This window comes from Lewinella sp. 4G2 (assembly GCF_001625015.1).
Lineage (GTDB): Bacteria > Bacteroidota > Bacteroidia > Chitinophagales > Saprospiraceae > Neolewinella.
Genome location: NZ_LVWJ02000014.1, coordinates 3,701,408 through 3,714,818, shown reverse-complemented (window position 1 = coordinate 3,714,818; position 13,411 = coordinate 3,701,408). Strand labels below are relative to the sequence as shown.

Genomic DNA, 13,411 nt, shown 5'->3' with positions numbered 1-13,411 from the left:
CACACTTTGCATGAAATTGAAATTTTACACATTACTATTTGCCGTTTGCCTTTTGTCTGCTGGTAACGTTAGCGGTCAGTCAGCCTTCCCGGGATACGATGATTGGGAGGCCAGCGTTGATGCTTTAGTTGCCGCAGTCGGTATATCCGGCGTTGACCAACCTGAAATGTCTGGTCAAGACTCCATCGCTGCCGTTGACGTGGCAGACCCCTTTTCCTTCCTTGGTAAGGGGGGTGCTGATGCGTCAGGCATGGGTATCGTAGCTATTCCCACCATTGATCCACCTTCCGGTGGCGCCGGCAATCAATTCTTCCACCTAATCTACTTTGATGGTTCTGAAGGCATGTACCACTACGTTCTGGACGACAACACGGGTGAGCCTGCCGAATTTTTGTGGGAAGCCTCTACGCAAACCGGGAACGAGACCTTCGTTAATGGATTTGAGACTAACAGTGGAAACTTTACTGAGGTAATGCCCGTAATGCCAGGTTTACCAACCTTCATGGAGGTACTGGCTTTCCTTCCCGTCGAGTTGACCTCCTTCACTGGAGACGCCGTAAAAGATGGCATCCGCTTAAATTGGGCAACGGCTTCCGAGCTCGATAATGATTTCTTCACCCTCCAGCGTGCGAATGATGCGGGTGAGTTCATCACCGTTGCTGAAGTGGCTGGTGCCGAAGATGCAGAGTACGGTGCTACGTATGAGTACATCGATGAAAGCCCCGTTACGGGAGCGAATTACTACCGCTTGATCCAGACCGATCTTGACGGTACGGTAAATGACCTTAACGCCATCGTGGTTGTCCAGTACAAGGGCGCCATTCAGGCGGAAGTGGCAGTTTACCCAAACCCGACTTCTTCAAATCTTAACGTTAAGCTTGGCCAGGGCTGGGGTGATGCCCCCGTTCGCGCCGCGCTTTACGATGCTGCGGGCCGCCAGGTTGTCCAGTGGACAATCAGTGCCGGTTCCGTCTCTACCGAATCTATTGCGGGCTACCCAGTTGGTATCTATCAACTGCGGTTGCAAAACGCAGATCAGACAGTAAGCACACGTGTCGTGATTGAATAAGAATTTGTGGTAAGCGTACTCAGGTGCGCAGACCCGCTTACATTCTTGAAGTAGGTTTTTAGGATGTCCGACTCAATTTGAGTCGGGCATCTTTTTTTTGAGGGTGATGCTTATGACCTTCACATCTGTGGATCGAACCTGGCCCGCATGAGTGATCAAGAAACCAGGCAGAGCTAGGATATGACCTTCACTGTTCCTAAGAAAAGATAATGCGCTGCGTAACTGCGGGGGAATCCCCAATTCTTGAAGCACTTTCTTTACCGTCTTCTGCTGCCCGAACATGCCTAGAGGCTGAAGTTTTTCACCCGTATGTCTCGGAGTGACCTGGATTGAGCAGCGTGGTTGATTCACATCGTATCCACAGGCTGCGGGCGATAAATACTGGACATCAGACGAGGTCAGATTATCTGGCCGGTCCACTAGATGCAGTTGGTATTCAATTCCTGCAGAGCTAATCCTCGCGGGCAACGTAGTGATAGTCTCCGACGCATTAGTTAACGAAACATTGGTTGGCATTTTCTGAAGCAGCAATAGCTCACCCTGCTTACTGAGTAACCAGCCTCCTTCCTCTAGAGATAAGGAAGTATTCGCCAACACTTGTCGGTATTGCTCCCGCACAAACGGATATTCACCGAGTAACTCTTGGACCAGATCTAGCTGCTCCTGCATCGACCGATGGACCGGTAGCTTTAGATAGGTGTGATTCTCAACAGTGCGGATGAGCTGGTGCTTTAGTTCCCCAACCTGGTCTTCGAATAGCCGGCGTGCGAGTTGTAAATGCCGATTTGTATTTACCAGGCTTTGACGCGTCATACCCAGTTCAAAGAGTAGGGGAGAGAGGTGATGACGAATCTTATTGCGCAAGTATTTATCGGAAGAATTGCTACTATCCTCGCGCCAAACTAAACCTGTTTCATTCGCATAGCTTACTACGTCATCGCTTAATTCCGAAAGTAGCGGTCTACGGTATTTGCCGTTGCTGGCTTTAAGAGAAGCAAAGCCGCGAATTCCCGTTCCGCGGATAAGATTGATGAGTAGTGTCTCGAGTTGGTCGTTCAGTTGGTGTCCGGTCAGTAGGTAATCGTAGTTATACTCATCCAGAATTTCCTCAAAATACCTACGCCGAACTCTGCGGGCGACCATCTGAATGCTTTCGCCATTTCTTCTTTCTTGAGTTAAATCCACTCGCTTGGTCCATAGCTTGGCATCCTGCGCCAGCGCCCAATTGTGTACGAACTCCTCGTCAGCGTCCGATTCACTACCGCGAAGTTGGTAGTTAACGTGGATCAGGCTAATGTTGAAACCGTTAGCGTGCAGCAGATGCGCCATCACCATACTATCGACGCCGCCACTGACTGCTAGCAGTAAGCGATCTGCGCGGGTAAAAAGGTGATTTTCAGAAATGTGGGTGAGTACCCGATCGGTGAAGGACGGCATGTGCGCTTAGTGCATCCGGTCTCCGCGGACTTCCATGGTTTCCAGCAACTCCTTTTCGTAGGCCAACCATTCCGCCCAGCGTTGGTCGACGGTAGCGCGGTCAAAGTATTTGCGGGCCAATTCGATGAACAGCACGTAGTGCCCTGCCTCGGCCACCATGAACTTGTGGTAGAAGGCACGCAGATCCGCGTCTGCACAGTAGAGACTCAGCAGGCGAAAGCGTTCACAGCTGCGGGCTTCGATGAGTGCGCAGAGCAACAACTTCTCCATGAGGGCTTTTTCGCGCCCTCCTCCTTTTTGGAGGAATTTCATGAGGCCGTTAACGTACTCGTCCTTTCGCTGCCGACCGAGCTTCAACCCACGTTTGTCCAGTTCGTGCAGGACCATCCGGAAGTGACCCCATTCTTCGGTGACCACGGGAGCAACCTCAGCAACGAGCTCCGGGTAATCAGGGTAACCCTGTACCAGAGAAATGCAACTGGTGGTTGCCTTTTGCTCGCAATAGGCATGGTCGGTGAGAATCTCGGCGAGGTCCATTTCCGCAAGGTTCACCCAACGGGGATCCGTAGGGAGTTGGAGGTTCAGCATTTGAACGGTGGCCGCGCTTTCCATGGGTAGTTGCTTTGGTGGCAAAGATACTAAGTGGCCCAGCTTACCGCTCGTAGAGAGCGCCGGGTAAAACGATGGCCCACAAGCTACTGCTTACGGGCCATCACCTCATTTATTTCGAATTTGTATTATAACCAGTAAACTAGGTTCAGGTCCTGAGCGTGTGGCATCAGCGGATGGGTGGGGCGGAGGCGGAAACCATACTCGTAAACGCCGGCAAGTTGCGGATCGACGTCCAGGGTATACTTATAAGCGCCGTCCTGGGCGGGAGCGACCTTGAAGGAGTCGGCGCGCTTGAGGGTAACCTTACCGTCGTCAGCCCGGTGGTAGAAGCAAGCTTCCAGGGTGACGTCTTCACTACTGAGGCCGTTTAGGTCCACCAGGAGGTTAGCCGTGAAGGTTTCGCCAACTGGCAGGGCGTGATTGACACTATCGAAGGAGTTGTTTTCACGTACGCGAATACCCTCCCATTTTTCGATCACGTTGGCTTTCCACGAAGCCAGGTCCTTGGCAGGCTGGTAGTTCTCCTTGCTGAAAGCTTGCTCACTTTCCCCGAGGGGGAAGTAGAATCGGTCATAATAGTCGTCCATCATGCGCTTCATCGTGAAGGTGGGAGCCACCTCGGCAATGATTTGCTTGACGTAGCCCATCCATTTCTTACTGATACCGGACTTGTCACGGTCGAAATAAGTAGGGATGATGTCCTCTTCCATAGTATGGTAGATCACCTCTGCGTCCAACTCATTCTGCAGGTGTTGCTCTTCGTAGGTACGCTCGAGCGGGAGCGCCCAACCAGCGTCCGGGCGGTACCCTTCGGCCCACCAACCGTCGAGGACGGAGAAGTTCGGGCGGCCATTGAGGGCGGCCTTCATACCGGAAGTTCCGGAGGCTTCTAGTGGGCGCGTCGGAGTATTTAACCAAATATCGACACCCTGAGTGAGGAACTTGGCCATCTCCATGTTGTAGTCCTCCAGGAAGATCACCTTACCCGCGAACTGTGGCTTTTTAGAAATATGAATGATGTGACGGATCAAATCCTGACCACCCTGGTCGGCGGGGTGGGCTTTCCCCGCGAAGAGGAAGATGACCGGTTGGCCGGTGCGGTTGACCAACTTCTCCAGGCGCTCTTCATTCTGGAAGAGTAGGGTGGCCCGTTTGTAGGTGGCAAAGCGTCGGGCGAAGCCCAGTACGAGCGCCTCGTTATCAATCTTACTGAGGATGTCAAAGATCATCCGGGGGCTTTCCCCACGGCGTTGCATATCGACCTGAAGCTTTTCACGCACGTAGTCGAGCAAACGCGTCTTCAGGTTTTGCTGCACGCTGAAGAGTTTCTTGTCGTCGACCTTGTGGATCTTCCGCCAGATGTCGTGGTTGCTTTGGTCAGCTACCCAATCCTTGCCAAACTCCGTGCTGTAAAGTTTGTGGAGATCGTTTGCAATCCAGGTAGGGTAGTGGACTGAGTTGGTGACGTAACCGATGTGGACCTCTTCGGCCGTGTATCCTGGGTAGAGCGGGGTAAACATTTCCTGGCTGACTTCCCCGTGCAGTTTGGAAACGCCATTCACGCGTTGGGAGAGCGCGATGGATAGTTTGGACATATTGAAGTCCTCACCAGCATCGTGTGGGTTAGTTCTGCCTAACGCGATGAAGTCTTCCCAGCTGATTCCAAGGTCACCGGCGTAGTTGTACAGGTAGTTCCGCATCATGTGCTCCGGGAAGTGGTCGTGACCGGCCGGGACGGGTGTGTGGGTCGTGTACAGGCTACTGGAGCGAACGGCTTCCTTGGCTTCCTTGAAGTCCATGCCCGTGTCCACGAAATTCTTGAGACGCTCAATGCTTAGGAAACCAGCGTGGCCTTCGTTAAGGTGGTAGACCTCCGGTTGCAGATCCATCGCTTCAATGGCTCGGACGCCACCGATGCCCAGCAGAATTTCCTGCTTTAGCCGGTGCTCGTTATCGCCACCGTACAACATGTGGGTGAGCGCGCGATCGTCCTGGCTGTTGTCCTCGTGGTCGGTGTCCAGCAGGTACAGGTTGATCCGGCCAATGGGTAATTTCCAGATCTTGGCCTGGACGATCCGCCCCTGAATGGGGACGGCCACCTTTAACCAATTACCGTCGGCTCCGCGTACGGGCTGGATCGGTAGCTGGGTGAACTTTTGGGGTGGGTAGAGGTGAATTTGGTCACCGTTCATGCTCAGGCCCTGGTTGAAGTAGCCATAGCGGTAGAGGAGGCCTACGCCGAACAGCTCCACATTACTATCGGACGCCTCCTTGAGGTAATCGCCCGCCAGTACGCCGAGGCCGCCACTGTACAACTTCAGACTGATGTGCAGCCCGTACTCCATACTGAAGTAGGCGAGTTTTGGCCCTTTCTTCTTGGGGACGGCCATGTACTTCTCGAAACTCTTCTTCACGGCGGCTACCTGCTTCAGGTAGGCTTTGTCCTGGGAGAGTTCAAGCAAGCGGGAGGGGTCAACGCTTTCCAGCAGTGCGACCGGGTTGTAGTTCAGGGCGACGAATTGTTCGGGGTCAATTGACCGGAACAACTCTTGCGCGTCTGCATTCCAGGACCACCAGATATTGTGGCTGAGGGTTTGCAGAAAGGCAAGTTTTTCGGGGAGCTGACTTTTGATGAAGATGCGCTTAAGCTTCATCTCCTGACTGGTTTGAGTTAGCATAAAGTATAATTGGGGAAAAGGCGGACTAACTGTTATGATCGACGACAAGAACAACCGCTTAATAGCGTAGCTCCGTTGGCAGGCGCCCAGTGAGGGTAACCTATGTTGTAGTAGTCCGGAATGATTTGAGTGAAATGCCGCCAACGATCAGCCGTCGTGACCATCAGTAACTAATGCGGCGCTAATCCGAGCGTAGGGTGGGGGATTCCCCGCGAAGTGGAAGCACAGCTAAGTCGGTAATGCCCTGACTCACTGCCTAATGCAAATCGCACCATCGCTCGAAAGCTCGACAAATAACGTGAATTCGGTCCGAATTCGCAAACGATTGGGTGCTACCAATGACAATGCGCGCCCAAACTACTGTTCGGACGCGCATTGTAATAACTGATTACAAGCAATGGCCTAGCCCTGCATTCCCTGCTGCTTGGCGAGGTCAAAGAATTCGTCAAGGCTAGGGGTAATGACGATTTCAGTCCGGCGGTTACGTGCGCGGCCCTGTGGCGTGCTGTTATCACCGCGGGGGTCGTACTCCGCGCGGCCAGCGGCGGAAAGGCGCGCAGGGTCTACCTGGTACTGATTAACGAGGGTACGCACCACGGCCGTGGCGCGTTTTGCGCTCAAATCCCAGTTATCGGCGATGCCATTAGCACGGACGGGGACATTGTCAGTATGCCCCTCTACGATGATGTTGAGGTCACGGTGGTCGTTCAGCACCAGGCCGACCTTTTGCAAGACCTTGTTTGCGGCGGCATTTACGCGCGCGGAACCGGAAGCGAACAACAGATTGTCGCTGATGCTGACGTGCACTTTTCCACCCCGTACTTCTACCTGGACGTCGTCATCATTGATGTTGTCCAAGGAGCGTTTCAGGTTCATGACGAGTGCCATGTTCAGGCTATCCTTGCGAGCGATTGACCGGTTCAGTTCGGTGATGTAGCTGGTTTGCCCGCTGATGCTCTGCAGGCTTTCCCGGATGCTCGTGGCTCCTTCTTTACTGATGACGGAGAGGTCTTCCATACGGGCCAGCAAGTCACCGTTAGTCCGCTGTACGCTTTCCAGTTGCGTGGTCAACATTTCTCGTTGCTCTTCGCTGGAGTTCAGCTTCACTTCGAGTTCTTTTACTTTGCCCTGGTTGCAACTGCTCAGGCCGATGGCGAGCAAAAACAGTAAAAAATAGGTATTTTTCATAGTGGTATCAAATTCTGGATGCAATAACGCCCATTGCGGTGGGTTTAGCACAAGAACGGCAGGTTTCATTCAGAATAGGCAGCGGCGATCTTAGTCAAAAATGATCTCAGTAGCCCCGAATCCATACTTGGGGTGGAATTCATTCTTGAATTCCCGGATGAATTTTGTCCGGTGAAGACGGCTATGGATGGCACGTTTCAGTACGCCGTTGCCAACTCCGTGAATGATGAATACGCTGTCGACACCCAACCGTAGGGCGCGGTCCAGGTACTCATCATATTCTTTTAACTGAAGTTGCAAAACTTCATGTTTGGGTACGGCTGCGGGATCTTCTACCAATGCGGTGAGGTGCAGATCCAACGTTTCGGAAAACTCCAATCGTTCCCGAATATCCGTTTGCGTGAGTTGCTTTTTGGGTTGCGGTTTAGGTTTGCTCGCCAGGTGTTTTCGGGTAAGTTCCTTGAGGCTTCCGGTATTAGGGGGCGCTGCCGCGGGTGCGGTGTTCGTTGAGTCTAAACGGCTGAAGACCGGATAGAGGTGGGCCTCACGGTAGAGTTCAGGGACGTCCACGTACTTACCAAAGAATTGGCTTGGCTTGACGCGGACCTTTTCAAAGTGCCTGGGCCCGGTACCACCAACGTTGACGGTCCTGACGTCGAGCTCAAGAGATAACTTTTCGTTCAGCCAGCGGTACTCGATGGCTTCCAATCGCTTCTTACTGTTGGGCTCCAGAATGCTGGATTTGCTCCAACGTTGATTACTGCCGGTGAGGGCCTTCAGTTCAAAGATGATCTTATGGCTGGTACTATTGAGCAGGTAAACTTCGTAAGCCACGGGTTCTGCCTCATTGTTAAGTTGTGGGTCAAATGCGAGCTGGACGCCGTTTTCCTCGTGGAGGACGGCCTTGCTGACCGTACGTTGTACCACCACGGGTGGGGCGGGCTTGGGCTTAGGCGGTGAAACCAATTCAAGTGCTTCAGCGGGGATGGGGATGTGACCGAGCCCACCATCTAACTTAACCTGCACCAGGTTTCCGGGCAGGACAAGCGTGACGGTACCGACGTTCTCCGTTCGCTTCATCCTCACCCGTTGGTCTACCTCGAAATTCATACATAAATGGTTTGTCCCGCAAGGTAGGTCACTGCCGGGTTAGAATGGGGAAGAGGGAGTTGACACGATTGCTAAATAATGGGGATGATGCCTATCCTAAGCTAGTTGTCGTTCCTACCTTGCGGCGGATGACTTTAAGTGAACGCTACGGCAAAGCAAGGTGGAAACTGGCCCAGTACCTGGAGGGTAAGTGGTGGCAACGGTACCTGAAGAATAAGTCTCCCGAAGCCTACCTCGCCGATAAACGTCGCTACTGGCAAAGTCTATTGGATGACCTCAACTGGGAAACGGTCAAAGGTCGTCAGGTGCTGGACGCTGGTTGTGGCCCCGCCGGCATCTTCATTCATCTACGCTCAGTAGAGCAAGTGGTGGCACTGGATCCCTTACTGGATACTTATGCAGGCACGCTGGATATCTTCGACCAGGGCAATTACCCAGAAGTTTCCTTTTACCAGCAGCCCCTGGAACAGCGCTTACCAGAAGACCTAAAGTTCGATGCGATCTATTGCTTTAATGCTATCAATCACGTGGCGGATTGGTCAACGGCGCTGGACCAACTAACGGCCTACGCCCATCCCGGAACACGGATGATTCTGAGTAGCGACGTCCACCGTCACGCTTGGTTACTCCCGATATTCAAGGCGTTGCCCGGTGATGCTTTACACCCCCAACAGCACGGACCGGAGGCTTACCGGACTGCGCTGCGACAACGAGGATGGATCATCGACTCTGAGATGGTACTACGTGAAGAAGCCATCTTCAACTATACGGCCTGGACCCTGACCTTCCAGGGGTAATGCTACTTAGGAACCTCCACTTTCGTAGGTTCTATAGTGCCCCTAAACACCTGCACGGCGGGCCCTTCCAGCCACAAGTCGGTAAAGCCTTCGTTGGAGCGTTGCCCCCTGACGGCAAGTTCTCCCCCTTTCGCACGGACGGAGTAGCGGAAGGCTTGCCCAACCGTAACTTCATCATCAGTCGCAGCCACTATGGCAGCGGCAGTGACACCAGTTCCGCAGGCTAGCGTTTCGTCTTCCACTCCGCGTTCGTAGGTAGCGATGGTCAATTGGTCAGGGCCGGTACGCGCCAGGAAATTGACATTGATACCTTCTTCACAATAAGTAGCGCTGTTGCGAATGGAGCGCCCTTTGACGACCACATCGACGGAGGATGGATCTTCGCTGAAGGTGACGTAGTGGGGAGAACCCGTGTCGAGAATCCGCGCCTCACCATCCTGGCTGACAGTAGCGACCGGGAGCATACCTAAGCTCACCCACCCATTATCGAGAAGGCTGGCATGATGTACACCATCCACGGCCATAAACGAGCAGTCGTTTTTTACCAAGCCAAGGTCAGCTGCGAAGCGGACGATGCACCGGCCACCGTTACCGCACATTGAGCTGGGGGCTCCGTCAGCATTGTAGTAGATCATCTCAAAATCATGCTCGGTATGCGTGCGGAGGAAGATCATTCCGTCGGCCCCAATTCCGAAACGGCGGTGGCAGAGGCTGGCGATGGCAGGCTGGTCAAACTGCGGATGGATATTGCCAGATCGGTCGTCGAAAAGGATGAAGTCGTTACCCGCACCGTGGTACTTGTAGAAAGTAAAGCTAGCCATCAGTTGTTGTTAATTTGGGTAGTGTCCGATCGGTTGGGCGCGGGTGCGTACTTCGATTTCTCCTCTTCGCTTTCCAGTGGGTCATCAAAGCCGATGGGAACGTCAAGGCTGTAATGACGATAGGCGGCCAGGGCGGTGAAGAAAAGGATCACTGCTAAACCGATCATTGATATCTTCCAGCCGAAAATATTGCCGATGTACTCCCCGTCGTAGGGATCCTTGTTGTCTGCATCGGGTGGGGTAGTGGCCATGAAGAGTTGTTCTGCTTGCAAAAGTACGGTGGAAGAGGGAGGTCTGGTTTGTCGTTCTCCGCGGCAACATCATGGGAATCCGTTTCGTTTGTCCACCACATGAAATTACGCCTGGTTCTCCTTCTATTTCTTGGGTCCTTACTAGCCGGAATGTCTGGCGCATTCTTGTTCCAAACTTACCTCGCACCTGCGGCAGCGCCCGAATTAAGTTACGTGAGCAATCAAATTGAAAGGCCTTCACTCACTAAAAGCGTGCAAGCCATCTTGCCTACGGTGGTGTCCATCAGAGGAATAGGTGTAGCGAGTCATGGCTCAACTAAGGGCTCCGGTGTCATTGTCGACGAGGCAGGATACATTGCCACAAACCATCACGTGATTGATGGGAGCGAGCGAATTCGAGTGACCCTTTACGACCGCCGGGAGTTATGGGCCGAGGTGATCGGTAGCGATTTAGATACTGACCTTGCCTTATTGAAGGTGGAGGCGGATGAACTGCTGGCCAGTGCCGTTTTTGGTGATAGTGATAGCCTACAGATTGGTGATTGGCTGCTGGCCATCGGAAACCCGTTTGGTCTACGTTCCACCGTAACGGCGGGCATTCTATCCGCCAGGGGCCGCAGTATTGATGCTTTGCGTGGGGAGGCGAGGATTGAAAGCTTTCTGCAAACGGACGCCGCCGTGAACCCGGGGAGTAGTGGGGGAGCACTGGTCAATGACCGTGGCGAGCTAATTGGTATCAACACCGCTATCTTAAGCGAGAGCGGCCGCCACGAAGGCTTTAATTTTGCCATCCCCGGTAACCTGGCTAAACGCGTTCTGTCTGATCTAAAGAATTACGGTGAGGTGCGCCGCGCCACCCTGGGAGTATACGTACAAACCGTGAATGACGCCCAGGCCAGAACGGCCGGCATGCAGCGGGCAAAAGGGGTAATCCTGAAGCGCCTCATTGCCGGAGAAGCGGCGATGCGCAGCGGACTAGAAGTTGGCGATATCCTACTTTCAATCGACGGGATCTCCGTACAAAGTGCGCAGCAAATGCAAGAGGTGCTGAGTAGGTATGAACCCGGCGCATCCGTACGCTTGGCCTACTGGCGGGCAAAACGTAACCGCAGCGTTCGCGTAACGCTTGGTGGGAACGAACCCGCCCAACGCGCGAAGCTGGTGGGAGACGACATGCACAACTTCAATTTGTCTCCGGAAGTGGAGCAATAGGAATAACCAAAACGCTGACCTTGCGTTGGGCAGAGGCAACCCAAACTGCTCAGTATGCCAGAATTACCCGAGGTCCACAATTTCAAGCAATATTTTGATGCGGCAGCTACCGGCCAAACGATCCGCGAAGTGGTGGTACACGACGATAAGATCATCCGGAACATGCCCGGGCAAGCCTTCGCGGACGCTTGCGCCGGGAAGACGATTAAGGACAGCCTGCGTAGAGGGAAGTACCTTTTTGCTAACCTCACCAGCGGGGAAGCCATCCTCCTACATTTTGGGATGACGGGTGACCTCAACCTTTATCAGGAGGAGGCGGACCGTGGCCGCTTCGAACGCTTTGCCTTCCACTTTACGGACGGAAATATTCTTGGTTTTGATGACCCGCGCAAGTTTGCCCGTATCCTGTTTTTGAAGGACAGGGATGAATATATCCGCGAAGTAAAACTTGGCCCCGATGCCCTTGATCTGGAGGAACAGTATTTCCTGGATCAAATCTCCGGCCGGAAAACCACGCTTAAGGGCTTCTTGCTCAACCAATCCGTAGTCGCCGGGCTGGGAAATTTGTACGTGGATGAGATTTGCTATCGCTGCAAGCTCCACCCGGGCCAAAAGGTGGATAAGCTCACCAAAAAGAACAAATTGGCCATTTACCAACAGATTCTTGACGTCATGCGGTACGCCACGGAAAACGCTCCCTATTACCACGATTATCCGGAGAATTGGTTCTGGCACACTTGGCGCAAGGAAGGGCAACTAGACCCCGAAACCGGAGGAGAAGTGAAGATCATCAAAGTAGCCGGACGGACGACCTACTTCGTAGAGGGGCGGCAAAAACTACGGAAGTAGCTGCCGCGAAACTTGTAAGTAAGGGCTGCGGTGGGGCCGGAAACGATTAAAGAATTTGGCGATGCCTTCGATGTCCGACCCTTCGAAGTCCAGTAGTTTATCTGGGCCTACCTCGCGGCGAATGATACCATCCAGCAGCCTGGCCATGCCATCGTGATCGTAACCGGCTTCGGTAGAGGCGGCGAACAAATTAATGACCCGCCCGCGGTGGTCCGGGAAAAAGCCCAGGGCCTGCAGGCCATCGTCGGGAGCGTGCAGACCAAAAAAGCGCGGCCCCGCTTCTCTTTCGTAGGCCGTCATCAGCCGGTGCATGATCACGAAGTGCTGATCGTTGAGCCCGGCCTTCTCCGCCAAATGTTTTTGGTAGACGTCAATGATTTTTTCCTTGCCGATTCGCTGAATGGTACTTCCCTCGTACCTGCGTAGGATTTTTCGCAGGGTGCGCCCGTAATGCGCGTGGATATCCGTGTAATCCTTATCCATGTCGACGATTTGGTTGGTGCGCTCCTTTACCGCAAAGTGGGAGGGGACGTGAGCAGCTTTTACCGCTTCGCTGAGGCCTACGTCCAGCTTCAGCACCTTTTTGGGGATGGCGTTGAGTAATGAACCTACGGATGCTTCGGTCAGCTCTCCCCAGGGGCCGATCTGCTGCGTGAAGGCGGGGCGGGAAATTTGCTTGAGGCCAAGCAGACTTCGGGAGTAGGGTAGAGGAAGAACGGCTCGGTAGTCGCCGTAAACGAGCGCCTCCCAGTTTTCGCCCATGACGGCATCCAGCCACCAGGTGTATCCGTAGGGTAGTCGGCTAACGTCGTTTTCGATAGCGGCATTCCAACGGCCATCGTCCAGTTTGCCCCTGCGGATGAGCTTTGTTTGTAGGTGGGCCACGGCGCCTTAGTCCGTCGCTAGCTTACTGGTGACGTACTTCCGGTACTCGACCTGGCGGAACTCGCGCCATTTGTCGTAGTTCTTGGGGAACTTGCTCAGCTCAGCCTTGAAGGTTTGGAAGGGGCGGGGGCGCTTCAGGGCGTAGGTTAGTGCTTGCCACAATTCCTGACTCCGGACGCGGTCCGTAAAGCGCGACATGATCTCGAGTGCTTTAGCCGCTTCCATTCTTTCGATGTGTACGTAGGCGTCGGGGTCAGAATTGACGTCCTGCATGATGGCTTCGAAGACTTCCGGGTCGGCGCGAACGTTCCGTTCCGGATCATCGGCTACCAACATTCTTCCGTGTTCGCGGTGGACGTAAACATCCATCCCGCGGCGAATGGCGGTGGCGGCTTCGTTGAGGTCTAGGTCGTTCAGCTGGATCATAATCTTGCTTGGAGGTTGCTTTTCGTGTAAGCAACCGGGTGTTGTGGGTCGGGCCGCAAAGATGGGGTTGATTTAC

The 13,411-nt window shown here is 53.7% G+C and carries 13 protein-coding genes; 4 read left to right on the top strand and 9 right to left on the bottom strand.

Annotated features, from left to right (window positions below):
- Window positions 1–10 precede the first annotated feature (10 nt).
- Window positions 11–1,069, top strand: coding sequence for a T9SS type A sorting domain-containing protein (locus tag A3850_RS15265; protein ID WP_068218350.1), 1,059 nt, complete (start codon window positions 11–13; stop codon window positions 1,067–1,069).
- Between the two features lie 72 nt (window positions 1,070–1,141).
- Here the strand turns inward: A3850_RS15265 and tilS are convergent, their stop codons facing one another.
- The 5 genes from tilS to A3850_RS15240 all read right to left on the bottom strand — a co-directional run bounded on the left by tilS (window position 1,142) and on the right by A3850_RS15240 (window position 8,094).
- A complete protein-coding gene (gene tilS / locus A3850_RS15260) occupies window positions 1,142–2,506 on the bottom strand; it encodes a tRNA lysidine(34) synthetase TilS (protein WP_068218347.1) in 1,365 nt (454 codons plus the stop codon).
- Window positions 2,507–2,512: 6 nt separating this feature from the next.
- Window positions 2,513–3,118 (bottom strand): tRNA-(ms[2]io[6]A)-hydroxylase, encoded by a 606-nt coding sequence (locus A3850_RS15255; RefSeq protein WP_068218344.1) that lies wholly within the window; start codon window positions 3,116–3,118, stop codon window positions 2,513–2,515.
- Between the two features lie 125 nt (window positions 3,119–3,243).
- Entirely contained in the window at window positions 3,244–5,796 is a 2,553-nt protein-coding gene (glgP, locus tag A3850_RS15250; RefSeq protein WP_068218341.1) for an alpha-glucan family phosphorylase, read from the bottom strand.
- Between the two features lie 402 nt (window positions 5,797–6,198).
- Window positions 6,199–6,984, bottom strand: a complete 786-nt coding sequence (locus A3850_RS15245) for a flagellar motor protein MotB (RefSeq protein WP_068218338.1) — start codon at window positions 6,982–6,984, stop codon at window positions 6,199–6,201.
- Window positions 6,985–7,074: 90 nt separating this feature from the next.
- Complete coding sequence (locus A3850_RS15240) at window positions 7,075–8,094, bottom strand: Smr/MutS family protein (RefSeq protein WP_068218335.1); 1,020 nt, start codon at window positions 8,092–8,094, stop codon at window positions 7,075–7,077.
- Between the two features lie 128 nt (window positions 8,095–8,222).
- On the opposite strand from A3850_RS15240, the gene A3850_RS15235 reads away from it, so the two are divergent.
- Complete coding sequence (locus A3850_RS15235; protein ID WP_068218332.1) at window positions 8,223–8,891, top strand: bifunctional 2-polyprenyl-6-hydroxyphenol methylase/3-demethylubiquinol 3-O-methyltransferase UbiG; 669 nt, start codon at window positions 8,223–8,225, stop codon at window positions 8,889–8,891.
- Between the two features lie 2 nt (window positions 8,892–8,893).
- On the opposite strand, the gene dapF is transcribed toward A3850_RS15235, so the two are convergent.
- A complete protein-coding gene (gene dapF / locus A3850_RS15230; protein WP_068218328.1) occupies window positions 8,894–9,712 on the bottom strand; it encodes a diaminopimelate epimerase in 819 nt (272 codons plus the stop codon).
- Window positions 9,712–9,984 carry a hypothetical protein gene (locus A3850_RS15225; RefSeq protein WP_157501257.1) on the bottom strand — a complete coding sequence of 91 codons (273 nt, stop codon included), beginning with the start codon at window positions 9,982–9,984 and terminating at the stop codon, window positions 9,712–9,714. The genes dapF and A3850_RS15225 overlap by 1 nt, the downstream gene beginning before the upstream one ends.
- A 129-nt stretch (window positions 9,985–10,113) precedes the next feature.
- Here A3850_RS15225 and A3850_RS15220 point away from each other — a divergent pair, with 129 nt between their 5' ends.
- Both A3850_RS15220 and A3850_RS15215 read left to right on the top strand, forming a co-directional pair.
- A complete protein-coding gene (locus A3850_RS15220) occupies window positions 10,114–11,175 on the top strand; it encodes a S1C family serine protease (RefSeq protein WP_076639961.1) in 1,062 nt (353 codons plus the stop codon).
- Between the two features lie 54 nt (window positions 11,176–11,229).
- Window positions 11,230–12,024: an Fpg/Nei family DNA glycosylase gene (locus A3850_RS15215; RefSeq protein WP_068218319.1), complete on the top strand. Its 795-nt coding sequence runs from the start codon at window positions 11,230–11,232 to the stop codon at window positions 12,022–12,024.
- Here A3850_RS15215 and A3850_RS15210 read toward each other — a convergent pair.
- Together A3850_RS15210 and A3850_RS15205 are read right to left on the bottom strand one after the other, a co-directional pair.
- A complete protein-coding gene (locus A3850_RS15210) occupies window positions 12,013–12,909 on the bottom strand; it encodes a hypothetical protein (RefSeq protein ID WP_068218316.1) in 897 nt (298 codons plus the stop codon). The genes A3850_RS15215 and A3850_RS15210 overlap by 12 nt on opposite strands.
- A 6-nt stretch (window positions 12,910–12,915) precedes the next feature.
- The gene (locus tag A3850_RS15205) at window positions 12,916–13,335 is read right to left on the bottom strand and encodes a UPF0158 family protein (RefSeq protein ID WP_068218313.1); all 420 of its coding nucleotides are present in this window, start codon (window positions 13,333–13,335) and stop codon (window positions 12,916–12,918) included.
- Between the last annotated feature and the right edge of the window lie 76 nt (window positions 13,336–13,411).

What these genes read in the sequence shown, in the direction of transcription:
- A3850_RS15265 (WP_068218350.1), top strand. Translation starts at nt 11, where the DNA reads ATGAAATTGAAATTTTACACATTACTATTTGCCGTTTGCCTTTTGTCT.
- tilS (WP_068218347.1), bottom strand. Translation starts at nt 2,506, where the DNA reads ATGCCGTCCTTCACCGATCGGGTACTCACCCACATTTCTGAAAATCAC.
- A3850_RS15255 (WP_068218344.1), bottom strand. Translation starts at nt 3,118, where the DNA reads ATGGAAAGCGCGGCCACCGTTCAAATGCTGAACCTCCAACTCCCTACG.
- glgP (WP_068218341.1), bottom strand. Translation starts at nt 5,796, where the DNA reads ATGCTAACTCAAACCAGTCAGGAGATGAAGCTTAAGCGCATCTTCATC.
- A3850_RS15245 (WP_068218338.1), bottom strand. Translation starts at nt 6,984, where the DNA reads ATGAAAAATACCTATTTTTTACTGTTTTTGCTCGCCATCGGCCTGAGC.
- A3850_RS15240 (WP_068218335.1), bottom strand. Translation starts at nt 8,094, where the DNA reads ATGAATTTCGAGGTAGACCAACGGGTGAGGATGAAGCGAACGGAGAAC.
- A3850_RS15235 (WP_068218332.1), top strand. Translation starts at nt 8,223, where the DNA reads ATGACTTTAAGTGAACGCTACGGCAAAGCAAGGTGGAAACTGGCCCAG.
- dapF (WP_068218328.1), bottom strand. Translation starts at nt 9,712, where the DNA reads ATGGCTAGCTTTACTTTCTACAAGTACCACGGTGCGGGTAACGACTTC.
- A3850_RS15220 (WP_076639961.1), top strand. Translation starts at nt 10,114, where the DNA reads ATGTCTGGCGCATTCTTGTTCCAAACTTACCTCGCACCTGCGGCAGCG.
- A3850_RS15215 (WP_068218319.1), top strand. Translation starts at nt 11,230, where the DNA reads ATGCCAGAATTACCCGAGGTCCACAATTTCAAGCAATATTTTGATGCG.
- A3850_RS15205 (WP_068218313.1), bottom strand. Translation starts at nt 13,335, where the DNA reads ATGATCCAGCTGAACGACCTAGACCTCAACGAAGCCGCCACCGCCATT.